The 23,569-nt window shown below is 74.5% G+C and carries 21 protein-coding genes and 1 tRNA gene; 7 read left to right on the plus strand and 15 right to left on the minus strand.

Annotated elements, in window-relative coordinates; all coding sequences use genetic code 11:
- Positions 1-4: 4 nt before the first annotated feature.
- A complete protein-coding gene (locus BLT72_RS14340) occupies positions 5-862 on the minus strand; it encodes a phosphotransferase (protein WP_157720510.1) in 858 nt (285 codons plus the stop codon).
- 99 nt (positions 863-961) lie between these two features.
- Between BLT72_RS14340 and BLT72_RS14345 the strand changes: the two genes are divergently transcribed.
- Positions 962-1,183: a hypothetical protein gene (locus BLT72_RS14345; RefSeq protein ID WP_091413706.1), complete on the plus strand. Its 222-nt coding sequence runs from the start codon at positions 962-964 to the stop codon at positions 1,181-1,183.
- A 9-nt stretch (positions 1,184-1,192) separates the two neighbouring features.
- Here the strand turns inward: BLT72_RS14345 and otsB are convergent, their stop codons facing one another.
- Positions 1,193-2,035, minus strand: coding sequence for a trehalose-phosphatase (otsB, locus tag BLT72_RS14350; protein WP_091413707.1), 843 nt, complete (start codon positions 2,033-2,035; stop codon positions 1,193-1,195).
- Positions 2,036-2,167: 132 nt separating this feature from the next.
- Here otsB and BLT72_RS14355 point away from each other — a divergent pair, with 132 nt between their 5' ends.
- Positions 2,168-3,595, plus strand: coding sequence for an alpha,alpha-trehalose-phosphate synthase (UDP-forming) (locus BLT72_RS14355; protein ID WP_091413709.1), 1,428 nt, complete (start codon positions 2,168-2,170; stop codon positions 3,593-3,595).
- A gap of 217 nt (positions 3,596-3,812) precedes the next feature.
- Here BLT72_RS14355 and BLT72_RS14360 read toward each other — a convergent pair.
- The 4 genes from BLT72_RS14360 to dnaG form a co-directional block, all read right to left on the minus strand.
- A tRNA-Asn gene (locus BLT72_RS14360) sits at positions 3,813-3,885 on the minus strand.
- A 34-nt stretch (positions 3,886-3,919) separates the two neighbouring features.
- Entirely contained in the window at positions 3,920-4,459 is a 540-nt protein-coding gene (locus BLT72_RS14365) for a hypothetical protein (protein WP_091413711.1), read from the minus strand.
- 32 nt (positions 4,460-4,491) lie between these two features.
- Complete coding sequence (locus BLT72_RS14370) at positions 4,492-5,334, minus strand: sigma-70 family RNA polymerase sigma factor (protein ID WP_091413713.1); 843 nt, start codon at positions 5,332-5,334, stop codon at positions 4,492-4,494.
- A 60-nt stretch (positions 5,335-5,394) separates the two neighbouring features.
- Positions 5,395-7,284 carry a DNA primase gene (gene dnaG / locus BLT72_RS14375; protein ID WP_091413715.1) on the minus strand — a complete coding sequence of 630 codons (1,890 nt, stop codon included), beginning with the start codon at positions 7,282-7,284 and terminating at the stop codon, positions 5,395-5,397.
- 54 nt (positions 7,285-7,338) lie between these two features.
- On the opposite strand from dnaG, the gene BLT72_RS23125 reads away from it, so the two are divergent.
- Positions 7,339-7,818 (plus strand): thiol-disulfide oxidoreductase DCC family protein, encoded by a 480-nt coding sequence (locus BLT72_RS23125; RefSeq protein ID WP_091413717.1) that lies wholly within the window; start codon positions 7,339-7,341, stop codon positions 7,816-7,818.
- An 809-nt stretch (positions 7,819-8,627) separates the two neighbouring features.
- Here BLT72_RS23125 and BLT72_RS14390 read toward each other — a convergent pair.
- Both BLT72_RS14390 and BLT72_RS14395 read right to left on the minus strand, forming a co-directional pair.
- Positions 8,628-9,083, minus strand: coding sequence for a hypothetical protein (locus BLT72_RS14390; protein ID WP_091413721.1), 456 nt, complete (start codon positions 9,081-9,083; stop codon positions 8,628-8,630).
- On the minus strand, positions 9,080-10,390 hold the full coding sequence (locus BLT72_RS14395) for a nickel-dependent lactate racemase family protein (RefSeq protein ID WP_197677044.1): 1,311 nt from the start codon (positions 10,388-10,390) through the stop codon (positions 9,080-9,082). Before BLT72_RS14395 ends, BLT72_RS14390 begins: the two co-directional genes overlap by 4 nt.
- A gap of 86 nt (positions 10,391-10,476) precedes the next feature.
- On the opposite strand from BLT72_RS14395, the gene BLT72_RS14400 reads away from it, so the two are divergent.
- On the plus strand, positions 10,477-11,235 hold the full coding sequence (locus tag BLT72_RS14400; RefSeq protein ID WP_091413724.1) for an ABC transporter permease: 759 nt from the start codon (positions 10,477-10,479) through the stop codon (positions 11,233-11,235).
- Positions 11,236-11,301: 66 nt separating this feature from the next.
- Here BLT72_RS14400 and BLT72_RS14405 read toward each other — a convergent pair whose 3' ends face one another.
- The 7 genes from BLT72_RS14405 to BLT72_RS14435 form a co-directional block, all read right to left on the minus strand.
- Positions 11,302-11,787, minus strand: coding sequence for a cupin domain-containing protein (locus tag BLT72_RS14405; protein ID WP_091413726.1), 486 nt, complete (start codon positions 11,785-11,787; stop codon positions 11,302-11,304).
- A 155-nt stretch (positions 11,788-11,942) separates the two neighbouring features.
- On the minus strand, positions 11,943-14,132 hold the full coding sequence (locus BLT72_RS14410; RefSeq protein WP_091413727.1) for an alpha-galactosidase: 2,190 nt from the start codon (positions 14,130-14,132) through the stop codon (positions 11,943-11,945).
- Positions 14,133-14,211: 79 nt separating this feature from the next.
- Positions 14,212-15,297 (minus strand): HD domain-containing protein, encoded by a 1,086-nt coding sequence (locus BLT72_RS14415; protein WP_091417506.1) that lies wholly within the window; start codon positions 15,295-15,297, stop codon positions 14,212-14,214.
- 43 nt (positions 15,298-15,340) lie between these two features.
- Positions 15,341-16,525, minus strand: coding sequence for a tRNA dihydrouridine synthase DusB (dusB, locus tag BLT72_RS14420; protein WP_091413729.1), 1,185 nt, complete (start codon positions 16,523-16,525; stop codon positions 15,341-15,343).
- Complete coding sequence (locus BLT72_RS14425) at positions 16,519-17,910, minus strand: glycine--tRNA ligase (protein WP_091413731.1); 1,392 nt, start codon at positions 17,908-17,910, stop codon at positions 16,519-16,521. Before BLT72_RS14425 ends, dusB begins: the two co-directional genes overlap by 7 nt.
- 117 nt (positions 17,911-18,027) lie before the next feature.
- Positions 18,028-18,348 (minus strand): antibiotic biosynthesis monooxygenase family protein, encoded by a 321-nt coding sequence (locus tag BLT72_RS14430; RefSeq protein WP_091413733.1) that lies wholly within the window; start codon positions 18,346-18,348, stop codon positions 18,028-18,030.
- Between the two features lie 57 nt (positions 18,349-18,405).
- The gene (locus BLT72_RS14435) at positions 18,406-19,341 is read right to left on the minus strand and encodes an SDR family NAD(P)-dependent oxidoreductase (protein WP_091413734.1); all 936 of its coding nucleotides are present in this window, start codon (positions 19,339-19,341) and stop codon (positions 18,406-18,408) included.
- A 154-nt stretch (positions 19,342-19,495) separates the two neighbouring features.
- Between BLT72_RS14435 and BLT72_RS14440 the strand changes: the two genes are divergently transcribed.
- The 3 genes from BLT72_RS14440 to BLT72_RS14450 all read left to right on the plus strand — a co-directional run bounded on the left by BLT72_RS14440 (position 19,496) and on the right by BLT72_RS14450 (position 23,498).
- Complete coding sequence (locus BLT72_RS14440; protein WP_091413735.1) at positions 19,496-21,772, plus strand: glycoside hydrolase domain-containing protein; 2,277 nt, start codon at positions 19,496-19,498, stop codon at positions 21,770-21,772.
- Positions 21,773-21,820: 48 nt separating this feature from the next.
- Positions 21,821-23,134: a glycosyltransferase gene (locus tag BLT72_RS14445; protein WP_091413737.1), complete on the plus strand. Its 1,314-nt coding sequence runs from the start codon at positions 21,821-21,823 to the stop codon at positions 23,132-23,134.
- Between the two features lie 61 nt (positions 23,135-23,195).
- The gene (locus tag BLT72_RS14450) at positions 23,196-23,498 is read left to right on the plus strand and encodes a DUF6703 family protein (RefSeq protein ID WP_342587403.1); all 303 of its coding nucleotides are present in this window, start codon (positions 23,196-23,198) and stop codon (positions 23,496-23,498) included.
- Positions 23,499-23,569 lie beyond the last annotated feature (71 nt).

A 23,569-nucleotide genomic window follows, 5' to 3' on the forward strand; every position in this document is an offset into this window, starting at 1 on the left:
GGACCTAGCGGAGCCCGCCCGGGTGCACGTCGCCGTCCCTGCGCAGACGGCGGCCCTCGCGGGCCCGTTTGGCCTGGAACTTGTGCCGGTGGCCCTGACCCCACAGCACCGCCCGGTGCTCCCGGTCCAGCTCCCCGTCGGCGACCAGCTGCTGCTGGCGGGGACGGCCCTGCTCGGCGAGGGTGCGCATCAGGTCGACCCCGGCCTGCTGCGAGGCGAGCACCTCGTCGACCAGCTGGTCGTCGACGGCGATCCCGTACGCCTCGGCGAAGACAGCCATCCGGTGCCGGCGGCGCGGCTTGGCGGGCAGCCCGAGGACGCCCTGCCAGTAGCTGCGGTCGCGGAACGGCACCAGGTAGTGCAGCGCGTAGGCGATGTCGGTGCGCCGGGTGCCGATGGTCGCGTACTCCCAGTCGATCAGCCCGACCAGCCGGTCGTCGCGCCAGATCAGGTTCCAGGGTCCGACGTCGCCGTGGCACACCAGGTGCTCGGCGCCGTCCCCGGTGCCGACCTGCCCGTCGAACCAGGTGGGCGGGACCGCCGGACGCCAGCCGACGACCGCGTCGTGGTAGCGGCGGAGCAGCTGGGCCACCTGGGCGACGGCCTCCTCGGTCGCCACCAGCCGGCACGCGGCGTCGCCGGAGACACCTTCGATGTAGCCGACGTCGTCGTGGTCCTCCGCGACCGGCCCGGGGCGGGGCGCCTCGGCGAAGCCGACCTCGGCGAGGTGCGCCAGCAGCGCGTGCACGGAGCCCGACCACGGCTGGCGGGGGTGCCGCACCACGTCGCCGATGCGGACGACCGGCCGGTCGGGCCGTTCCTGCAGGATCTCGCCCTCGTCGGGGCGCACGTCCGCCGTCACCGGCGGGTCGGGGGGACGTCGAGCACGCGCGGAGCCTACCGGGCGGAGGACGCTCCGACCGCCACCCGAGCGGCCGTCCCCGCCCCGTAGCGTGGCGCCATGACCGAGACCCCTGGCCCCGACCGCGACGACGTCCAGGACGACGAGCGCGTCGCCGAGCGGGCGCACCTGCTGCCGGAGGAGATCGCCGCGGGCAGCGACGACCCCACCGCGCAGGCCGAGCAGATCCTCGCCGAGTCCGACGACCGCACCGACGACCCCGAGCGCACCCAGCAGGAGTCCGTCCAGGCCAACGAGAGCGACGCGGGCAACCGGCGCTAGCGGATCGGGCTAGCCGGCCTGGGCGGCGCGGATGCGCGCGCTGAGGTCGCGCAGCCAGGCCGCGATGCCGGCGGGTCCGTCGACGACGACGTCGGCCCGGTCGCTCAGGGCGTCCTCCTCGTGGGACGCGGAGGCGACGAGCAGACCGGGCAGGCCGTCCTCCCGCAGCGCGGCCACCGCCTCGAAGGCCGGCAGGTCCCCCAGGTCGTCGCCGGCGAAGACCACCTGCGTCGCCCCGGTCTCGGCGACCAGGCGGCGGACCGCATCCCCCTTGTCGGTGCCCGGCGCCCGGATCTCCAGGACGTTGCGGCCGGGCTCAAGGGTCAGCCCGTGCCGGTCGGCCAGCGCCTGCACCGGCGTCAGGAGGGTGCGGAAGGCCTGCTGGGGGTCCTCGAGCTCGCGGGTGTGCACCCCGAGGGCGCGGCCCTTGTGCTCGACCCGGGCGGCACCGAGGCCGAGCGACTCCAGCAGCGCGGGCAGCTCCTCGCCGGCCGCGGTGACCTCGGCGGGCTCGGGCGGCACGTCGAAGGCGCCGGTCGCGGCGTCCCACCGTTCGACGCCGTACTGGCCGAGCACGACCATCGACCCGAGACCCGCGTGGTCGGTGAACCCGCCGAGCCGGACCGCGGTGCGCGCCGGCCGCCCGGTGACCACCGCGATCGTGCCGACGAGGCCGCCGAGCTCGGCGAGCGCGGCCACCGCGTCCGGGTGGACGACGGCCCGCTCGGGGTCGTCGATGATCGGGGCCAAGGTGCCGTCGAAGTCGAGGGCCACCAGGGTGCTCCGGGGTGCGTGGGTGACCGCCCGGAGCCCGGCAGCGCCGGCTTCGGTGAGCGGCTCGGCGACGTCCATGCGGTCAGCCTGGCAGACCCGTCCCCACCCTCTCCGGACCACTCCCCCGGGTGGTCCCTCGCCGCGGCCGGGGACGGCCACCGGGTCCCACCCGCTAGGGTCGGAGGACGCCGCACCGATGGAACTGAGGACATGAGCACCCCCGACTCCGCCAAGTCCAAGGCGACCGCGTCCTTCGTGGTCGTCGCCAACCGCCTGCCCGTCGACCGCATCGAGCACCCGGACGGGAGCGTCGACTGGCGCACCTCGCCGGGTGGCCTGGTCACCGCCTTCGAGCCCGTGATGCGGCGCCACGACGGCGCCTGGGTGGGCTGGCACGGCGCTCCCGACGAGGAGCTCGAGCCGTTCGACAACGACGGGCTGCAGCTGGTCCCCGTGCCGCTGGCGGCGCAGGAGATCGAGGACTACTACGAGGGCTTCTCCAACGGCACCCTGTGGCCGCTGTACCACGACGTCATCGCCACCCCCGGTTTCCACCGCGAGTGGTGGGAGGCCTACGTCCTGGTCAACCAGCGCTTCGCCGACCGGACCGCGGCGGTCGCCGAGCAGGGGGCCGTCGTCTGGGTGCAGGACTACCAGCTGCAGCTGGTGCCGGCCATGCTGCGCAAGCTGCGCCCCGACCTGCGGATCGGCTTCTTCCTGCACATCCCCTTCCCGCCCACCGAGCTGTTCCAGCAGCTGCCGTGGCGCGACCAGATCCTCGAGGGCCTGCTGGGCGCCGACCTCGTCGGCTTCCAGGTGTCCGGCGGAGCGCAGAACTTCCTCCGCCTGGTGCGGGCGCGGCTGCGCCAGGAGACCCACCGGGACGAGATCCGGACCTCCGACGGCCGTACCGTGCTGGCCCGCTCCTACCCGATCGCCATCGACGCCAAGGAGCTGAACGACCTGGCGGCGTCGGAGCCGGTGGCGACGCGGGCGGCGGAGATCCGGCACGACCTGGGCGACCCGGACGTGCTGTTCCTCGGCGTCGACCGGCTGGACTACACCAAGGGCCTGCTGGCCCGGTTGGAGGCGTTCGGCGAGCTGATCGAGGACGGCACCCTCGACGTCGAGAAGGTCGCCTTCGTCCAGGTGGCGACGCCGTCCCGGGAGCGCGTCGAGGAGTACCGCCAGCTCCGTGACGAGATGGACCGGCTGGTCGGCCGGATCAACGGCGACATCGGTCGGATCGGCCGGCCGCCCATCACCTACCTGCACGCGTCCTACCCCCGGGACGAGATGGCGGCGCTCTACCGCGCCGCCGACGTCATGGTGGTCACCCCGCTGCGCGACGGCATGAACCTCGTCGCCAAGGAGTACGTCGCCTGCCGGCAGGCCGACGACGGCGCCCTGGTCCTCAGCGAGTTCGCCGGGGCGGCGCGGGAGCTGCGACAGGCCTACCTGGTCAACCCGTACGACGTGAACGGGATGAAGGACAAGCTGATCGAGGCCATGAACGACTCGGCCCGCAACAAGGCGCGGCGGATGAAGGTCATGCGCCGCCAGGTGGCCGAGCACGACATCGACCACTGGGCCAGCGCCTTCCTCGACGACCTGGGCCGGACCGGCCCGCACGCCTGATCCCTGCGCCAGGTCGGCCGTCGGCGGCGGTCGGCCTGGTCGACGGGCGGCGGGGGCCGCGGCGGGTCCCCCACTTCACACCCCTGCGGTGGTCGGCGCGCCCTCTGCACGGGGTGTGAGGACCACCGCAGGGGTGTGAAGTGACCGGCCAGGGTGGGGCCGCGGGAGACGCGAACGGCCGGGACCCCGGAGGGCCTCGGCCGGTGCTGAGGTGGAGCTCCCCCGACTGGACTCGAACCAGTAACCTGCCGGTTAACAGCCGGCTGCTCTGCCAATTGAGCTACAGGGGATCGCGCTGACGCGAGTCAGAACATTACCAGGCAGTCAGCGCATGTCGAACTCGGAGCGCGTCGCGGCCAGCGCGTCGTCGACGGCCTCCTGCACGCCGGCCGTCTGCCAGCTCAGGCCCCGGGTGAGGCTGGTGTGCCAGAGCAGCGGTCCGCCGCCGTCCAGCGGCCGGCGCGCGCTGATCGTCACGCCGCGCTCCCCCGCCAGCGGGACGAACTGGCGGACGACGATGGTCGCCTCCACCCGCTCGCGGAACAGCTCGGGCAGCCGGCCGGGCTCGGCGAGCTCGACCTCACCGCGGCGGCCGTCGAGCCGCACCCAGCTCAGCCGGCGCAGCTCGTCGTTCCAGCCGCCCCGCTCGATCTCGTGCCAGCCGACGTGCTGCCACCCGGCGACACCCCCGGTAGACAGCACCGCGGGGCTGCCGATCGCCAGCCGCTCCCCCTCACCGGCCCAGGCGAGGATCCGTGGCGTCCGGCCGGGGCTCTCGCGCATCGACGCCAACCACGAGGCGTGGGCGTCGGCCGGCAGCCCGCGGGAGCGCGACCACCAGGCGGTCTTCGTCGGGGTGGGCATGACCCCATCCTCCCTCGTCCCGACCGGACCTCTCACCCGGACAGGTGCCAGACCGCCGCCTGCGGGCAGACGGACCGGAGCGCGTCGAGTCCCCGCTGCTCGACGCGGCGGACCTGGCCGGGCGAGAGGTCGAGGCGCCGACCGGTGGCGGCCAGGCTGAGCGGCCGGCCTTCCCCGAAGCCGCAGCGCAGCTCGAGGACCTGGCGGGTCAGCGGGTCCAGCCCGGCCAGCAGGGTGCGGACCTCCGGCAGCGGCGCCTCGGCCTCCGGGGGTGGTGGGGCGGCGAGCACGGCGGCCACGTCCTCGATCGGGGCCGGGGAGGCGTGCGCCAGCAGGGCCCGGGTCCAGGCGGTGCTGCGGCCCAGCGCGCCGGCGAGCTCGGCCGGCGTCGGCGTCCGGCCCAGCCGCTGCGTCAGCCCCGCCTCGACGCCACGGGCGGCGCGCAGCTGCTCGGCCCGGCTGACCGGCAGGTTGAGCGCCCCGAGGTGGCCGGCGCTGCCCGCGCCGACCGCCGAGCGGACCCAGAACAGCGCGTAGGTGGCGAACGTCGTGCCGCGGGTGTGGTCGTAGCGCTGCACGGCCGCCATCAGGCCGAGGCAGCCCTCCTGGAACAGGTCGCCCTCGGGCAGCCGGCTGCGCGCGGCCGCCTGCCCGGCCACCAGGGCGACCAGCCTGAGGTTCGCCCGGACGAACCGGTGCCAGGCCTGACGTCCGGCCTCCTCGACCGCGCGCAGCTCCTCGTCGGTCGCGTCGGCGAAGCCGCCCTGCCGGCGGGCCTCGGCGGCCAGCACCCCGGCCTCGATGGCCCGCGCCAGGACCGGGACCTCCTCCGCGGTCAGCAGCGGTTCGGCGAGCACGGCACGGGCGGCGGTCATCGACCCAGCCTGAGCCGCCCCCACCCGAGGACGGCGGTTGTCCACAGGGCCGCGGGACGGCTACTCCAGGGCGCCGATGCTGCGCACCTGGAGCTGCTTGCGCCGGGCCTCCAGCACCACGAGCTCGGAGAACATCTGGTTGTACTTCTGCTGCGCCTCGACCGGGTTGGTCCGCTGCAGCTTCGACTTCAGGTCGCTGATCGCGCGCATCACGGTGAGCAGCTGCAGGCCGGCGGTGTGGGCCACGAGGAAGCGGGAGGTCACCTCGCCCTGCACCGGGAGCGGCTCGACGGCCAGCGAGACGATGAGCGAGCGCAGCTGCTCGTGCTCGGCCGCCGCCGTCATCCGGTGGACCCAGTCCCCGGCCGCGTCGCCCTCGGCGGTCGCCTTCTCGACGGCGGTGAACACGGCGGCGTAGGCGGGGTGGGTGAAGTCGGCGACGGTGAGCCCGTCCCAGTCCGGTGGGAACAGCCCGGGGACCTGGATCAGGAGCTTGGTCGTGGCCCGCTCGAGGGCCAGCAACCGGTCGTGCGGGTCCGGCAACCGGGCTTCCGGTGCCGGGCGGCGCTCGGGCTGCTCGGACGCCGGGTCGGACGCGGGCGCGGTCGACGGCTCCGGCGCCCGACGGCTGGAGCGGTTGGCGGCCCGGACCACCTCACCGCGGACCTCCTCGACGTCCATCCCCAGCAGGCCCGCGAGCTCGCGGGCGTAGCCGGTGACGAGGGAGGCGTCGCGGATGCTCGCCACCAGCGGCGCCGCCGCCCGCAGCGCGGCCAGCCGGCCGTCGGCCCGGTCCAGGTCGTGCTGGGTCAGCACGTTGGTCATCACGAACCGGTAGAGCGGCACCCGCCGGGCCACCAGCTCGCGCACCGCGGCCTCACCGTGCTGGAGCCGCAGGTCGCACGGGTCGAGGCCGGTCGGCTCGATGGCGACGTAGGTCTGCGCGAGGAAGTTCTGGTCCCCGCTGAACACCTTGAGCGCAGCCGCCTGACCGGCGGCGTCACCGTCGAAGGTGAAGATCACCTCGCCGTGGAAGGCGTCGTGGTCGCCCATCAGCCGGCGGAGCAGCCGGGCGTGGTCGTCGCCGAAGGCCGTCCCGCAGGAGGCGACGGCGGTGTCGACGCCGGACAGGTGCGCGGCCATCACGTCGGTGTAGCCCTCCACCACGACGGCCTGGCTCTTGTGCCCGATCGGCTTGCGCGCCAGGTCGAGCCCGTAGAGCACGTGCGACTTCTTGTAGAGCGGCGTCTCGGGGGTGTTGAGGTACTTGGCGGGCATCCGGTCGTCGTCGAACAGCTTGCGGGCCCCGAACCCGATGACCTGCTTCCCGGAGTCGCGGATCGGCCACAGCAGCCGGCTCTGGAAGAAGTCGTACCCGGCCTCGCGGACCAGCCCGCCGGTGACCAGCTCCTTGTCGCTGAAGCCGCGGCCGCGCAGGTGCTGGGCCAGCACCCGGCCACCGCGCGGGGCGAAGCCCACCCCGAACAGCTCGGCCGCCGCCCGGTCGAAGCCCCGCTGGGCGAGGAACTGCCGACCCGCGAGGGCGTCCGGGGTGGCGAGCTGCTCGGCGAAGAACTCCGCGGCAGCGCGGTGGGCCTCCATCAGCCGCGAGCGCAGCCCGGGCTCGGGCCGGGGGCCGGAGTCCTCGGTGTAGCGGAGCTGGATGCCCACCCGGTCGGCCAGCCGCTCGATCGACTCCGCGAAGCTCAGGTTGTCGATCTTCTGCATGAAGGTGATGACGTCGCCGCCCTCGCCGCAGCCGAAGCAGTAGTAGAAGCCGCGGGACGGCGTCACCTGGAAGCTGGGGGTCTTCTCGTCGTGGAAGGGGCACAGGCCCTTCAGGGACCCGCCGCCCGCGTTCCGCAGGGCGACGTAGGAGCCGATGACCTCGTCGATCCGGGCTCGTTCACGGACGGTGGCGATGTCGTCGTCGTTGATCCGGCCCGCCACGGTCCCCGAGTTTACGCGCCGGGAACGGTGCCGGCGCCCGCGTAGTCTCGGCCTGTGCACGACGCCCCCGGACCGTCCACCGCTCCCGTCGGCCGGGACCGTCCCTGGCTGGTCTTCGACGGTGACTGCGCCTTCTGCACCAGCAGCGCCAGCTGGGTCGCCGAGCGGTTGCACCGCCCGGGCGGCCCCGACGCCCACCTCGTCCCCTGGCAGTTCACCGACCTCGCCGCCCTGGGCGCCACGCCCGAGCGTGCGCAGACCGAGGTGCTGTGGGTGGAACCCGACGGCCGGGTGATCGGCGGGGCGGCGGCCTTCGCGGCCTGGCTGCGCTTCCGGGGCGGCCCCTACGGCGTCGCCGGCCGGGCCATGGGCCTGCCGGGCGTCCGCTCAGTCGCGGCGCGCGTCTACCGGCTGGTCGCCCGGAACCGGGACACGATGCCCGGTGGCACCCCCGCCTGCGCCCTGCCCGCGGCGGACCGCACGCCGACGGCGCCACCCGACCACGAGGCGACGTCGGTCCCACCAGCCGGGTAGCCGCTCCAGCGGGGCGAAGGCCAGCCAGCAGACCAGCGTCGGCGCGAAGTGGATGTACAGGATCGCCGCCGTGAAGACGTGGAAGCCCAGCCAGAACAGCGCCGCCAGCAGCAGGGCCCGGCCGCGGAGCCAGAGCACCACGAGGGACGTCAGCTCGGCCAGGAAGGCGAACCACTGCATGGTCCGGAGCAGCCCCGGGAACGGCAGCAGGAACTGGCCGAGGCCGTGCGGGCGGCGGACGATCGCCCAGGTGAGGATGAAGCTGTTGGGCCAGGAGGCGAGGCTCCAGTCACCGCTGCGGATCTTCGTCAGCGCCGACAGGAAGTAGGTGCTGATCACCGCGATCTGCACCGACTTGAGCACCCAGCCCGCCTGCCGGGAGGCGTCGCTGCTCCGCCAGCGGTCCCGCACCACCCCGACGGTGGGGAGCAGCCAGAGCGCGACGACGAAGGCCAGGTGGTCGTGGTCGACCTTGCCGTAGCTCATCCCGATCGCCGTCCACCAGGTGAAGGCGGCCGCGAGGACGAGGCCCGCCAGCCGCGGCAGCCGGTTCGCGGCGGCCACCAGCGAGCCGACGACCAGCACCGCGTAGAGCGTCGTCGTGATCGCGGGGCTCGGCGGCGGCAGGAGGAACAGCCGCTCGAGCAGCAGCGGCCGGTAGAGGTCCGGCTGGCGGCTCAGCGGGATCGGGTCGGCGACGAGGAGGTGGATGTCGACGAGGACGAAGAGGTAGACCACCGTCCGGAGCACCGCGATCCGGGCGTCGGGCACGAGGGGCGCGAACCAGCCGGCGACGCGGCTCGGCACGGTCACCGGGGCACGGTCCAGGTGGCCAGCTCCCGGCGGCCGGAGCCGGTCGGGCGGCCCCGCGACAGCTCCGTGACGTCCTGGACCAGCCAGACCTGCTGCACGGCCGGCTCGGCGGGGTGGCGGCTGCTCCAGCCCTCGACGACGCCCCGCAGCAGCGACGGGTCGGCGACGATCGCGGGGGTGCGCGCCTCGATCTCGGCGCGGCTGATCCCGGCCGTGCTCACCCGCAGGGGCAGCTCGAGCCGACGGCCGTCCGCCAGGCGGCCCTCGACGCGGGTGATGACGATGGTGTCGTCGGCCGGCGGGGAGAAGGCGTACTGCGACATCGGCCCGAAGGGCCACACGTCGTCGCTCATCCGCAGGGAGCCGTTGACCAGCAGCCCGAGGCCGAGCAGGGCCACCGCGACCCGCCACGCCAGCCCGGCCCGGCTGATCGGGCGGACCGTGGGCGTCACCCGCCCACCACCGGGATGACGTAGGGCCCGTCCGGGATGACGGCGACGGACCGGTCGCCCGTCCGCGCCATGCTGGCGGCGACGGCGGCGGTCAGGTCGTCGACGACGACGACCGCGGTCAGCGCGCGGTCCTCGCGGGGCAGGCCCGTGCTGTAGAGCTCGACCCGGCCGTGCCGCATCGGCTTCAGCTGCATCTCGGTCTGCCACTCGTCGACGTCGGCGAGGTCCTTGCCGGTGATCGAGGCCAGGAAGGCGTCCGGCCCCGCCGCGGCCAGCCGCTGCTGCGCCGCCCGGAACGCGCGCGAGCCCAGCCCCTCCGAGCACTCCGACGCGATGATGAGCGTGCCGCCGGGCGCCAGCACGTCGAGCGGGGTGACCATGCCCTTGACCGTCTGGTAGTAGGTGGCGTCGAGCGGGTGGCCGGCGGCGGACGTCAGCACCGTGCCGAACCGGCGCCCCACCGGCACCCGGACCGACGCGGCCACGACGTCGACGACGGCCTGGTGGCTGGCCACCACCTCACCGAAACCCACGTGCACCAGCCGGCGCTCCTCGTCGACGACGGCGCTCAGCCCGTGGACCTCGCCGAGCATCCGGACGATCTCCAGCTGCTCCTCGTGCAGCGGGTTGCCCTCCAGCGTGCACTGGACCGCGCGGGGGTCCTCCATGAAGCGCGCGGAGTGGAACGTCCGGATCGTCGTGTGGTGCGCGACCCCGGGCGCGATGACCTTGCGGCCGCCCGACCAGCCGGCCATGAAGTGCGGTTCGACCAGCCCGGTGACGATCTTGAGGTCGGCGTCGGCGAAGCGGCGGTCCAGGGAGACGGGTGTGCCCCGGGTGGCGGTGACGCCGAGGGAGCGGTGGGCGGCGTCGTCGCGGGCGTCGTGGTTCTCGACCCGCACGTGCTCGAGCACCCACGGGTCGCCGACCAGCTCGGCCAGCTCGGCGCCGAGGTTCGGCCGGTGCAGCCCGGTGGCGACGAGGACGGTGACGGCCTCCAGCGGCACACCCGCGGCGGTGACCTGCTCGACCAGCGGCCGGAGGAACAGCCCGTTCGGCACCGGCCGGGTGATGTCGCAGATGAGGATGCAGACGCTGCGCCGGCCACGGGCCAGCGCGGCGAGCGGCGGGGACCCGACCGGGTGGTCCAGGGCGTCGACGACGGCGGCCGCCGGGTCGGCCAGCGGGGGCAGCGGGCGCTGCCGGATGACCGTCGGCTCGCAGCCGGGCGGCAGCGTCACGTCCAACCGGCCCCGCCCGTAGGCGAGGGTGACCTCGCGGACACTGCCGGCCAGGCTGCTGGTCACCGGGGACTCCTTCAGACGCTCGCGCGGGCGGGCCCGCGACCCGGTCATCGTACGGGCCGCCCGACGGCGGCTGCGATCATGAGCGCGTGCCCGCGCAGCCCGGCGCGCCGCTGCTCGTGGCGCTCGTCGTCCTCGTCCTGATGGCGGTGACGGCCGCGACCGTCGGCGGCCTGCGGACCGGTCGGGCGATCGGCACCGCGGCCGTCCGCGCCGTCGTCCAGCTCGGACTGGTGGCGCTGGTCATCACGGCGGTGCTCAGCCACCTCGTCTGGTCGGCAGTCTTCGCCCTGGTGATGTTCGGGGTCGCGACGGCCACCTCGGCCCGCCGGGTCGAGGCGCCGCGCCGCTGGCCGTGGGTGGCGCTGGCCCTGGCGGCGGGGGTGCTGCCCGTGCTGGCGGTGGTGTTCGCGTCGGGGGCCGTGCCCTGGAACGGCGCCTCCCTGGTGCCGGTGGCCGGGATCGTCATCGGCGGGTCCATGTCGGCCCACTCGCTGGCCGGCCGGCGCTCGTTCGCCGCCCTCCGCGAGGAGCTGGGCACCTACGAGGCGGCGCTGTCGATCGGGCTGCGCCGCCCGCAGGCGATCACCGAGGTGGTCGGCCGTCGGCTGCCGGAGGCCCTGGTGCCCGGCCTCGACCAGACGCGGACCGTCGGGCTGGTGACGCTGCCCGGCGCCTTCGTCGGGGTGCTGCTCGGCGGCGGCACCCCGCTGCAGGCGGGCGCGGCCCAGCTGCTGGTGCTGGTGGGCCTGCTCGCCGCCCAGACCATCACCGTCGTCGTCGCGCACCAGCTGATCCGCGCCGCCCGGCTGCTGCCGCCCGACCTGGCCGGGCGGCTGATCCCCTGACCCTGCGACGAGCTCAGGGCGGGTCCGCGGGCACAGGGCGCGGTCGGGGCCCGGGTCGCCGTCGACTCAGCGGTGGTGACGACAGCGCGGCGGGGCGACGTCCTCGCGCAACGTGGCCCCGACGGGCACGATCTGGGTGATCCGGAGCACGGCCGGCTCGGTCGGCGACGGGTTGCTCACCTGGTGCGGGTCCACCTCGGTGAAGGACTGGCCGGCCGCCCAGACGTTCCTGCGGCAGCCGACCTGCTGGACCACGTTCCCGCTCTCGACGGTGGCCAGCACCACCCCGGGGTGCTGGTGCCAGCCCGAGACGGCGCCGGCCGGATAGGTCAGCGTGAAGGTCCGGACCGTCGCGTCGTCCCGGGTCTTCAGCACGATGCCGTCCTGCCGGGCGCGGGTCCCGCCGTCCAGCGTCCCGCTCACCACCGGGCCGGCGGTCGGGGCGGGTGGAGGCTGGACCCTCCCACCCCCCGGTGCCGCCACGGCGGTCGAGACCGCCAGCACCCCCACCAGCAGGGTGGCTCCGGCCGTGGCCGTCATCAGCTTCCGCATCGGTCCCCTCCAGCTCTCCCCGAGTTCGGTCGCGGACCAGTCTGGAGCGGCGGGAGGACGACACGCCAGGAGCGACGGCCACCGCAGAACGGGCTGAGGGCGCACGTCCCTCATCCCCGGACCCTTCGAACCCCTCCCAGCAGGACCGGCAGGCCTCAGTCGACGGCGTCGAGGCGGTAGAGCACGCTGTGGTCGGGGTGCACCCCGGCGGACATCAACCCGGTGGACCCCAGCGCCGCCCCGCCGACGACGATGCCGGCGCGCGGGCCGTCGGCGTCCCACCAGGCCGGAGCGCGCAGGCCGCTGGGCTCCCCCACCCCGACCGGCGCGACGCGGTACCGCCGCGCCGGGTCCAGGCCCGGGAAGCGCAGCCGGCCGAGGCTGACCACCTCGGAGCGGCCGACGGCGTGGAAGCCGAAGATCGCCCGGCCGCGGTCGGGGCTGACGACGCCGTGCGCGACCAGCGCGTCGTCGGGGTGGTCGACGCGGACGAGGTCCCCGCCCAGCAGCAGCCGGCGGTGCTCCTTGAAGAACGCGACCCAGCCGCCGAGCTCGGCCAGCTCCTGCTCGCTCGCCCGGGCCAGGTCCCACTCGATGCCCAGGTGCCCGAAGACGGCGGTGGCGGCGCGGAAGTCGAGGTCGTGCACCCGGCCCGTCGTGTGGTTCCGGCCGGACGCGACGTGCGCGCCCATCATCTCCGGCGGGATCAGCTGCGTCGTCCAGCGGTGCATCTCCTGCCGCTCGAGCGGGTCGATGCAGTCCGAGACCCACACGCGGTCGGTGCGCTCCAGGACGCCGAGGTCCACCCGCGCCCCGCCCGAGGAGCAGGACTCGATCTCCAGCCCCGGATGGGTGGCCTTGAGCTCGTCGACCAGGCGGTAGAAGGCGAGCGTCTGCTCGTGCACGCCGGCCCGACCGCTCGGCGAGGTGCCGGCGTCGACGAGGTCGCGGTTGTGGTCCCACTTCAGGTACCCGATCGCGTACTCGCCGAGGATCGCCATCATCTGGTCGCGGACGTGCGCGTACGCCTCGGGGATCCCCAGGTTGAGCACCTGCTGGTTCCGCGACGGCACCGGCGTCCGGCCGCCGGTGGCCATCACCCACTCCGGGTGCGCGCGGGCGACGTCGGAGTCGAGGTTGACCATCTCGGGCTCGAACCAGAGCCCGAACTCCATGCCCAGCTCGCGGACCCGGTCGACGAGCGGGTGGAGGCCCTCGGGCCAGACGTCGGGCGAGACGACCCAGTCGCCGAGGCCGGAGCGGTCGTCGCGGCGGGAGCCGAACCAGCCGTCGTCGAGCACGTACCGCTCGACGCCGAGCGCCGCCGCCCGCTCCGCCAGGTCCAGCAACCGCTCGAGGTCGTGGTCGAAGTAGACCGCCTCCCAGACGTTCAGGGTCACGGGCCGCTCGGCGCCGGGGTGCTGCGGCCGGGACCGCAGGTAGCGGTGGAAGCGCCGGGCCACCGCGTCCAGGCCGGTGCCGTGCGAGCCGTAGACCCAGGGCGAGGTGTAGCTCTCCCCCGTCGCCAGCCGGACCTCTCCGGGCAGCAGCAGCTCCCCGCCGCCGACCACCTGCTGGCCGGTGAACAGCCGCTCGGCGTAGTGGGTGTGGTTGCCGGACCAGGCCGTGTGCACGGCCCAGATCTCGCCGTCGGCGAACCCGAACCCGGGGGTGCCGACGTGCAGCACGGTGGCCGCGTCCGCCCCGGTGCGGCCCTTGCGGCCCTCGCGCAGGTGGGTGCCGACGTGCAGCGGCGCGCGCTGCGGGGTCCGCTCCTTGCCCCAGCGGCCGGCCAGGTCCAGCACCTCGCGGGCGACCCCGGGCAGCGGGTAGGCCAGCACCAGGTCGTCCAGCTGGTAGTCGCCCTCGCCGGTGTTGGTCAGCGTGGCCCGGCTGCGGAGCAGGCCGCCGGCGGTCAGCTCCAGCTCGAGGACGACGCCGAGACCCGCTCCGGGGTCCTCGGCCCGGACCTGGACCACGCCGGAGCCGGTCTCGACCAGCACGGGCTCGTCGCCCTCGGCCGGGACCTCCCGCCCGTCGACCGACAGGGCGACGGCGGCGAAACGGGGTGACCAGTCCGGGCCGCCGCGCGAGCCGCTGACGCCGGGTCGCCCGGTCCAACCCGTCCAGTGCTCCGGCAGCACGGAGACCCGCAGCGGCTCGTCGACGAGGTTCGCGTCGACCTGCTGGACACCGCCGAGGACCAGCGCGTCGACCTCGGCCAGGGTGAGCGGGCCGAGGTCGGCGCCCCAGTGCACGAGCGCGGGCAGCCGCCCGGCGGTGACGTCGAGGACGGCGGCGACGCCGTCGCGGCGGAGGACGACGAAGGCATGCGGGTGGGCCACGGTGCCCCTTCCGGTTCGGTGGAGGTCCGCTCACGCTACCGATCCGGGCCGGCGGGACGGGGAGCCGGGGCGGCCGGTCTCAGCGCGGGTCGTCGATGCCGCGCGGCAGCCGCTCGGGCGGCCAGCCGAGGTGGTGCTCGGCCATCGCGAAGGCGTAGCGGTCGGTCATCCCGGCCACGTAGGTGACCGCGGTGCGCAGCGCGTCGGTGCCGGTGGCGTCCTGCACCGGCACCACCGTGTCCGGCAGCCCCTCCGGGTGCTCGACGTAGAACTCGACGAGGGCGTGCAGGACGGCGACGACGGCCCGGGACTGGGCCAGCGACTCCGGCCGGACGTAGATCCGCTCGTAGTTGAAGGCGCGCAGCGCGGCCAGCGCCTCCGCCTCGGCGGCCGGCATCCCGACCTCGCCGTGCTCGGCCACCCCGCGCACGACGGCGCGGACGAAGGTCCGCAGCTGCTCCCGGCGGGTCCGCCCGGCCACCGCGTGGACCGCGGCGGGCAGGTCGGCGAGGTCGACGATGCCGGCGTGGACGGCGTCCTCGAAATCGTGGGCGCAGTAGGCGATCCGGTCCGCCCAGCTGACGATCTCGCCCTCGACCGTCCGCGGGGCCGGCCGCGACCACGAGTGGTTGCGGATGCCGTCGAGGGTCTCGGCGCACAGGTTCTGCCCGGCCAGCACGACGTCGGCGCCCCAGGGGCCGTGGTCGTAGCCCTCCTCGAGGAAGGCGTCGAAGGCGTCCTCGCTGGCGTGCCCGCCGGGGCCGTGCCCGCAGTCGTGGCCGAGCGCGATGGCGTCGGCCAGGGCCACGTTGACGCCGGCGCCGCGGGCGATCGAGGCCGCCACCTGCGCGACCTCGAGCGCGTGGGTGAGCCGGGTGCGCTGGTGGTCGCTGGGGTGGACGACGACCTGGGTCTTGCCGGCCAGCCTGCGGAACGCGGTCGAGTGGACGATCCGGTCCCGGTCGCGCTCGAAGCAGGTCCGCTCGGGGTCGGGCGACTCGGGCACGGCGCGGTGACCGGCACCGACGGCGAGGGTGGCGCCGGGCCGGAGCAGCTCGCGCTCCCGCTGCTCCCGCAGCTCGCGGTGCACCACGGGGCCCGGTCCCACCTCGGCCCGCGAGCCGGCGTGCGCCCGCACCAGGTCGCCGTCCCGCTGGCCGGTCATCGTCTCGGCCCAGGCCTGCGCGCGGGCGGACGGCTCGGCGGCGTCAGCCACCCGAGATGCCCTGCTCGGCGTCGGCCATGTCGAGGTCGGCGCCGGACGTGTCGTCCAGCCAGTGCTCGGGCAGCGCGACCTTGTCGCGCGGGCTGCCCTGGCGGCCGCGGGGGCTGCCGAGCTCGCTGACCGGGAACGGGGCGTCGGGGTCCAGCCGGGCGAGGCCGGCGTCGAGGTCGGCGAAGGATCCGATGAGACCGAGGGCACGGCGCGTGTCGCTGCCCACGGGGAAGCCCTTGAGGTACCAGGCCATGTGCTTCCGCAGCTCCGTCAGGCCGTGCTGCTCGTCGCTCAGGCCGACCAGCAGCTCGGCGTGCCGGCGGATCATCGCCGCCACCTCCCCGAGCGTCGGCAGGGTCCGGGTGGCCCGGCCGGCGAAGGCGTCGGCGAGGTCGCGGAACAGCCACGGCCGGCCGAGGCAGCCGCGGCCGATGACCACGCCGTCGGCGCCCGTCTGCTCCACCATGGCCAGCGCGTCGGAGGCCTCCCAGATGTCGCCGTTGCCGAGCACGGGGATCGACACGTGCGCCTTGAGCGCGGCGATCGCGGTCCAGTCGGCCTCGCCGGAGTAGGCCTGCTGCGCCGTCCGGCCGTGCAGCGCGATCGCGGCGACGCCCGCCTGCTCGGCGATCCGGCCCGCGTCGAGGAAGGTCTGGTGGTCCGCGTCGATGCCGATGCGGGTCTTGATGGTCACCGGCACGCCGTGCCGGGCGCCCGCCGCGACGGTGGCGTCCAGGATCATCCGCAGCCGGTCCCGCTTCCAGGGCAGGGCGGCGCCGCCACCCTTGCGCGTCACCTTGGGCACGGGGCAGCCGAAGTTGAGGTCGACGTGGCCGACCCCGTGCTCGGTGACCAGGATCTCCGTGGCCTGGGCCATGATCGCCGGGTCGACGCCGTACAGCTGGACGGAGCGGACCGTCTCGCCCGGGTCGAACTGCAGCATCTGCAGGGTCTTCCGGTCGCGCGCCACCACACCGCGCGACGTGATCATCTCGCAGACGTAGAGGCCGGCCCCCTGCTCGCGGCAGAGCTGCCGGTAGGCGGCGTTGGTCACGCCGGCCATCGGCGCCAGCACCACGGGCGTCGGGACGGTGATCGGGCCCACCTGCAGCGACCTGTCAGCCCCGGTGGTCGTCGGGGCGACCACCGGTGCTGACAACTCGGTGGCGGTCAGCATCCGAGGAGCCGGGCCCCGAGGTAGGACTCGACCTGGCTGAGGGCGACCCGCTCCTGCGCCATCGTGTCGCGCTCGCGGATGGTGACGGCGTCGTCCTCGAGGGTGTCGAAGTCGACGGTGACGCAGAACGGCGTGCCGATCTCGTCCTGACGGCGGTAGCGGCGCCCGATCGCCTGGGCGTCGTCGAAATCGACGTTCCAGTGCTTGCGCAGGTCCGCGGCCAGCCCGCGGGCCTTGGGCGAAAGCGCCTCGTTGCGGGACAGCGGCAGCACGGCGACCTTGACCGGTGAGAGCCGCGGGTCCAGCTTGAGCACCGTCCGCTTGTCGACGCCGCCCTTGGTGTTGGGGGCCTCGTCCTCGGTGTAGGCCTCGACCAGGAACGCCATCAGCGAGCGGGTCAGACCGGCTGCGGGCTCGATCACGTAGGGCAGGTAGCGCTCGCCGGAGGCCTGGTCGAAGTAGGACAGGTCGGTGCCGGAGTGCTCGCTGTGGGTCTTCAGGTCGAAGTCGGTCCGGTTGGCGATGCCCTCGAGCTCGCCCCACTCGCTGCCGGCGAAGCCGAACTTGTACTCGATGTCGACGGTCCGCTTCGAGTAGTGCGACAGCTTCTCCTGCGGGTGCTCGAAGTGGCGCAGGTGGTCGGCGTCGATGCCCAGGTCGGTGTACCAGCGGGTGCGCTCGTCGATCCAGTACTGGTGCCACTCCTCATCGCTGCCCGGCGGGACGAAGAACTCCATCTCCATCTGCTCGAACTCCCGGGTCCGGAAGATGAAGTTGCCGGGGGTGATCTCGTTGCGGAACGACTTGCCGACCTGCCCGATGCCGAACGGCGGCTTCTTCCGGGTCACCTGCACGACGTTGGCGAAGTTCACGAAGATGCCCTGCGCGGTCTCGGGGCGCAGGTAGTGCAGGCCGGACTCGTCCTCGATGACGCCGAGGTGGGTCTTCAGCATCATGTTGAAGTCGCGGGGCTCGGTCCACTGGCCGCGGGTGCCGCAGTTGGGGCAGGGCACGTCGGTCATCGCGACGGCGTCCGGGTCGTCGAGGCCCTTGCGGGCGGCGAACTCCTCCTGCAGGTGGTCCTCGCGGAAGCGCTTGTGGCAGTGCAGGCACTCGACCAGCGGGTCGGTGAAGACGCCGACGTGGCCGGACGCCACCCACACCTGGCGGGGCAGGATGACCGAGGAGTCGAGGCCGACGACGTCGTCACGGCCGTTGACCACCGTCTTCCACCACTGCCGCTTGATGTTCTCCTTGAGCTCGACGCCCAGGGGCCCGTAGTCCCAGGCGGAGCGGGTGCCGCCGTAGATCTCACCGGCCGGGAAGACGAACCCCCGCCGCTTGCAGAGGTTGATGACGTTGTCGAGACGGCTGGTGGGGGCCACGGGGCTGCTCCAAGCGTGTGCTGCGGGACACCACCCCCGGCTGGGATGGTGCGGACGGTCGGCGCGAGACGCAGACCGACCGCCCAGCCTACCGAACGGGCGGCCGTCGGCCCCGTCTCAGCCGGGCCGGGAGGAGCCGCGGGCCCAGTTCTCCCCCACCAGCTCCGGGCTCTCGTAGGCCGACGGCTCGTCGACGGCCAGCGACAGCAGCGGGACCACCACGCTCTTGGACTCGATGCCGCTCAGCGCCCGGCGGTAGGAGCCGACGTCGGCCCACCGGGTCGTGATGGTCCACAGGTCCGGCTCGTCGAGGTTGCGGCCGAAGTCCAGCGAGAGGAGTCCCTCCCGCCGGCGCAGGACGGCGATGGCCGCCTCGGCCTGCGGTAGGAAGGTCGCCTCCGCCACGGCGTCGACGCGGAAGCGGCTCAGCACGATCATGGCGGCCAGGCTACGGCCGGCCTCGCCGGACGGCAGCGGAGGAGCCGTCCCGAGCGATCAGGCGAGACCCGCGAGGGAGAGGCCGGTCGCCTGCTCGGCGGCCGCCCACAGCCGGTCCCCGGTGTCGCTCGAGCGGACGTGGTCGTGCGCGCGGGCCGGCGCGGGCGGGCCGAGCAGCTCCTGCACCCCGCCCGGCCCCCAGTACCCACCGCCCCGGACGCCGGCCCCGACGCACGCGTGCACCAGCGGCCAGGCCCCCGCGTCCTTGCCCTGCACCAGCAGCCGGGCCGGGCGGGCGAGCCGCCGGGCGACGGCCGAGGGTTCGACGACGCCGGGCCGCGACGGGCTGAGCACGTCGACGGCGAAGCCGGGGTGCGCCGCCAGGGCGAGCCCGTCCCGGCCGGCGGCCCGCCAGCGCCGGTCGAGGGTGAAGGCGAGGGCCATCGCCGCGGTCTTGGAGCGGCCGTACTGGCGGAAGGAGCGGAACCCGCGCTCCGCCTGCAGGTCGTCGAGGTCCAGGGGGGACCAGCGCGACGCGATCGAGCCGACCGTCACCACCCGGGCACCGGGCCGGAGCCGGTCGGCCAGGCCGGCCACCAGGGCCAGGTGGCCGAAGGCGTTGCCGCCCATCATCAGCTCCAGCCCGTCGGCGGTGGTCCGTCGGCCGTCGGTCCCGGTGACCCCGGCGTTGCAGAGCACCGCGTCCAGCCCGACGTCCACCGCGCGGGCGCAGGCGGCGACGCTCCCCAGGTCGGCGAGGTCGAGGCCCGCCACGTCGAGCCGGGCGCCGGGCACCCGGGCCCGCACCGCGGCGACGGCGCGCGCCGCCCGCTCGGCCGAGCGGCAGGCCAGCAGGACGTGGGCGCCGGCCGCCGCCAGCTGCTCGGTGGCGAAGTAGCCGAGCCCGGCGTTGGCGCCGGTCACCAGGACGGTCCGGTCGCTGAGGTCGGGCAGGACGGGGAGGTCGGGGACGGCGGGCACAGGGGCGATCATGCCCCGAGGGGCGACGGCGCTGATTCTCACCCAGTTCTCACCTCGTCGACACCCGGGCGAAACCTGCCGTCCCTAGGGTCGCAGTCCGAGCCGACTTCGCCAGCCGTTGAGCTCTGGGTCATCTCAGTTCTTCACACGTCGGCGGGAGGCACCGGTGATCGAGCACGTCGACCCGTTCCTGGGGTCCGCCGCGACCGCGCTGCCCCCGCCCACCGGCCTGGCGGCGACCTGGTGGTGGCCCAAGCCGCAGGTCGGCAACACCCATCCCGGCGCCGCGCACCCGTTCGGCATGGTCTCGGCGTGCGCCTACTCCGGCGCCTACCCGACGGGTTACGGCCAGTACGAGCTCAACACCGAGGGCGTGCCGCCGCAGCTGTTCGACCGCCTCCAGGCTACCGGGTTCACCCACTTCCAGCAGTCGGGCACCGGCGCCATCCGCAAGTACTACAACTACTTCCGCGTCACCCCGATGGTGGAGCCGCTCGACGCCCTCGGCACCGCCTGGGAGCTGCGCGAGGAGCGGGCCGAGCCCGGCTACTACGCCGCGACGCTGGCCTCCGGCATCCGTGCCGAGCTGACCGTCGGCCCGAAGAGCGCGGTGCACCGCTACACCTTCCCGGCCCACAAGGACGCCCGGCTGGTCATCGACTTCTCCGCTGGCGGGCTGGCCATCCCCTACGGCGCCACCGTCCCGCTGCGTGCGCACCTGGAGGCCCTGGCCCCCGGCGTCGCCCAGGCCGAGATCGTCGTCGAGGGCGCCCCGCTGGCCGTCCACCTCGAGGCCGACGTCGACGGCTGGCAGCAGCTCCTCTGGTACGACCGGCGGCTGATGCCGGGCGGCACCCGGCTGGACTTCGACCGGATCCGGCCGACCACCCTGCGGCCGTTCGGGCTCATGTGGCGCGGCGACACCGAGCCCGGCCAGGTGCTGGAGCTGCGCTTCGGGTTCTCCCTGCGCGGCGTGGACCAGGCGCGGACCAACCTGATCACCGACCTCGGCGCGACACCCGCCGGGTCGACCTCGCCCTGCAGCACGACGACCAGCTTCGACGCCCGGCACGCCGAGACCTCGGCGCAGTGGCGCCGCGACCTGAGCCGCATCCGCATCGAGACGCCCTCCAGCGAGCGGCAGCGCATCTTCTCCACCGCGCTCTACCACTCGCTGGTCAAGCCCTGCTTCGCCCCGGACGAGAGCCCGTTCTGGCCGACCGACGGTCCCTTCGTGTTCGACCTCTGCACCCTCTGGGACATGTACCGGACGCAGCTGCCGCTGATCACCGCGCTGTTCCCGGAGCGGGCGGCCGAGCTGGCCCACGCCCTGCTCTACGTGTGCGAGGAGGAGGGCAACCTGCCCATCGGGTACCGGATGGCCAAGGGCACCGACCGGTTCTCCCGGCAGGGCAGCGCGCTGGCCCAGACCTTCCTCGCCGACCTGTGCCAGCTGGGCGTCCCCGGCGTCGACTGGGACTGGGCACTGGTGCACATGGACACCGACCTGCGCCGCGCCTACGGCGAGGAGTTCCTGCTCCGGGGCGTGGTCCACCCGATCACCCACACCCTGGACCTGGCCTTCGGCTACCACTGCACGGCGCAGGTCGCCCGGCACGTCGGCGACGTCGCCCTGGCCGAGCAGTGCGACGCCCTCGCCCGGCAGTGGGTCAACGCGTTCGACCCGGCGACCGGGCTGCTGGTCGACTCCTCCTACTACGAGGGCGGCCGGTGGAACTACTCCTTCCGGGTGCTGCACGACATGCAGGCCCGCATCGACCTGGCCGGCGGCGACGACGCCTTCGTGGCCCTGCTCGACTCCTTCTTCGGCTACGGCGCGGAGCCGGTCCGCCAGGTCGGCGAGCGGCCGGGCGTGGCCGAGATGCTGGCCGGCTACGCGCTGAACCGGTTCGAGGGGCTGAACAACGAGCCGGACATGGAGGTCCCCTGGGCCTACCACTACGTCGGCCGGCCCGACCGCACCGCGGAGGTGGTGCACGCCGCCGTGCACGCGATGTTCGGCCTCGGCCGCGGCGGCCTGCCCGGGAACGACGACTCCGGCGGTCTGAGCTCCTGGTACGTCTGGGCGAGCCTCGGGCTGTTCCCCATCGCCGGCCAGTCCCTCTACCTGGTCAACGCGCCGTCGTTCTCGCAGTCCCGGATCCGGCTCGGTGAGGAGGAGCTGGCCGTGGAGACCACGGGCTTCGTCGAGCCGGTCGCCGGCGGCCCCGTCCAGTACGTCCAGACGGTCACCTTCAACGGCCGGCCCCTCGAGCAGAGCTGGCTGCCCGCACGCGACCTGCACCGCGGCGGTCGGCTGGTCGTCGAGCTCGGACCGAGCCCGTCCGCCTGGGGCACCACGAGCCGGCCGCCGTCGGTCTCCGCCCCGGCCACGCCCGCCGTCCCCTCCCACCCGGCGGTCCCCCGTGACCCCGCCGGCTGACCGGCGACCTCCCGGTCCCCGGTCCCCCCTCTGCAGAAAGGCCGTCGCATGAACCGTCGACCCCGCCGCGACCTCCCGCCGCGCCGCCGTCTCGTCATCGTCGTCCGCGCCGACCCCGTGATCTGCGGGCACTCGGGCGAGGCCCGGAACCTGGCCGAGGCCGCGCTGCTGCGCGGTTTCACCGAGGTCCGGATCGTCACCTGGCCGCTCGACCGGCTCGCCGAGACCGGCCTGCCGCTGAAGCCGCTGGACGGCGTCAGCCCCTACAGCGTCGGCATCGAGGTGGAGCGGCCGGCGCCGGTCGGCGACTACAAGGTGCCCGACGGGCGCTACCTCGCCGGGCTGGTGGGCCGGCTCGTCGAGCTGTTCACCGACGGCGTGCCCACCGTCGCCATGTCGCTCTACCTCAGCCCGCACACCGTCGCCGTCCACGACGCCGTCGGGGTGGCCCGGGCCACCGGCCTGCCGGTGGACGTGACGACGATCGCCGAGGCCGTGGGCTCCGACGTCACCAACGTCGTCCGGTCCTGCGTCGCGGAGGGCCGGTTCGGGGCCGCGGCGCACGTGCTCACCGCCTACCTGTCCAGCGACGTGCCGGTCGCGGTCTCGGCCTACACCCGCGACCTCGTGATCGCCTCGGCCGAAGCCGTCGACGCCGCCCACGGCACCCGCTTCGCCGCGCAGTGCCGCGACCGGGTCGCCATCTCCTACCCGGCGATCAACACGGCCGACTACCTGACCCAGGACCTCGACCACTTCTCGGCGACGCTGGAGCGGCGCGGCCTGCACCGCAACGGCTACGTGCTGTTCCTGTCCCGGCTCGCGCACGCCAAGGGCGTCGACGAGCTGATCGCCGGCTTCGCGGCCAGCGAGCGCTGCCGGGGGCTCACCCTGGTGCTGGCCGGGAACGGGCCCGAGGCCGAGCACCTGCACCGGGTGGCGGCCGCGAGCCCGGCCGCGGACCGCATCCGCTTCCTCGACGACGTGGACGACGACGAGAAGCCCGACCTGATGGCCGGCTGCGCCGCCTTCGTGCTGCCCAGCAAGCCCCGGCCGGAGTTCGTCGAGACCTTCGGGATCGCGCTGGTGGAGAAGATGCTGGCGGGTGGCGGGCCCGTCATCACCACCGACACCGGGGGCATCGGCGAGGCGGTGGGCGACCACGCGCTGATCGTGCCCGTCGAGGACCCGGTAGCGATCGCCGCCGCCCTCGACGAGGCGCTGAGCCTGCCCGAGCACGAGCGCGAGGCGATGGAGCTGCGCGCCCGCGACCACGCCCTGCAGTTCGACCGGCAGCGCGTCTTCGACCGGCTGCTAGCCCGGCTCGCCCCCGAGCCGACCCCGGTGGGCGCCGCGTTCTGAGGCCCGCGCGCGCCGAGGGTGCCGGCCTCGTGCGGGGCAGCGCCGCCTCCGCCCTGCCACACTGGACCGCATGCCTGCCGGTCCGACCACCCCGACGCTGCGCACCTCGGTCGAGCGCACCACCCGGCCCCTGCTGCTGCGGCTGCACGCCCTGCCGCGCGCGGTCGTCCCGCTCGCCACGATCGCGCTCATCGCGGTGGGGGTCCTCGCACCGCCGGCCGTCGGGCTGGTCGCGCTGGCCGTCGTCGGGATCTTCGTGGCCTGGATCGCCTACCTGTCCTGGCCGGTGGTACCGGCCTCGGGCCGGGTGCTGCGGGTGGTCATGCTCGGACTCGTCGTCGGGCTGGGGCTGAGCCGCCTGTGACCGGGCGTCACCCCGGCTCGGCTGCGAAGTCCGTCCCGGTGTCCTAGGCTGGCAGGGCCCGGGGACCGCAC

Origin of the sequence: Friedmanniella luteola, from assembly GCF_900105065.1 — a bacterium.
Lineage (GTDB): Bacteria > Actinomycetota > Actinomycetes > Propionibacteriales > Propionibacteriaceae > Microlunatus > Microlunatus luteolus.

Bases quoted from the DNA above. Each gene is read 5' to 3' on its own strand.
- BLT72_RS14370 (WP_091413713.1), bottom strand. From the start codon at position 5,334: ATGACCGCCGCCCGTGCCGTGCTCGCCGAACCGCTGCTGACCGCGGAG.
- BLT72_RS14430 (WP_091413733.1), bottom strand. From the start codon at position 18,348: ATGATCGTGCTGAGCCGCTTCCGCGTCGACGCCGTGGCGGAGGCGACC.
- BLT72_RS14355 (WP_091413709.1), top strand. From the start codon at position 2,168: ATGAGCACCCCCGACTCCGCCAAGTCCAAGGCGACCGCGTCCTTCGTG.
- BLT72_RS14345 (WP_091413706.1), top strand. From the start codon at position 962: ATGACCGAGACCCCTGGCCCCGACCGCGACGACGTCCAGGACGACGAG.
- otsB (WP_091413707.1), bottom strand. From the start codon at position 2,035: ATGGACGTCGCCGAGCCGCTCACCGAAGCCGGCGCTGCCGGGCTCCGG.
- BLT72_RS14415 (WP_091417506.1), bottom strand. From the start codon at position 15,297: ATGACCGGCCAGCGGGACGGCGACCTGGTGCGGGCGCACGCCGGCTCG.
- dusB (WP_091413729.1), bottom strand. From the start codon at position 16,525: ATGCTGACCGCCACCGAGTTGTCAGCACCGGTGGTCGCCCCGACGACC.
- BLT72_RS14445 (WP_091413737.1), top strand. From the start codon at position 21,821: ATGAACCGTCGACCCCGCCGCGACCTCCCGCCGCGCCGCCGTCTCGTC.
- BLT72_RS14405 (WP_091413726.1), bottom strand. From the start codon at position 11,787: ATGCGGAAGCTGATGACGGCCACGGCCGGAGCCACCCTGCTGGTGGGG.
- BLT72_RS14435 (WP_091413734.1), bottom strand. From the start codon at position 19,341: ATGATCGCCCCTGTGCCCGCCGTCCCCGACCTCCCCGTCCTGCCCGAC.
- BLT72_RS14365 (WP_091413711.1), bottom strand. From the start codon at position 4,459: ATGCCCACCCCGACGAAGACCGCCTGGTGGTCGCGCTCCCGCGGGCTG.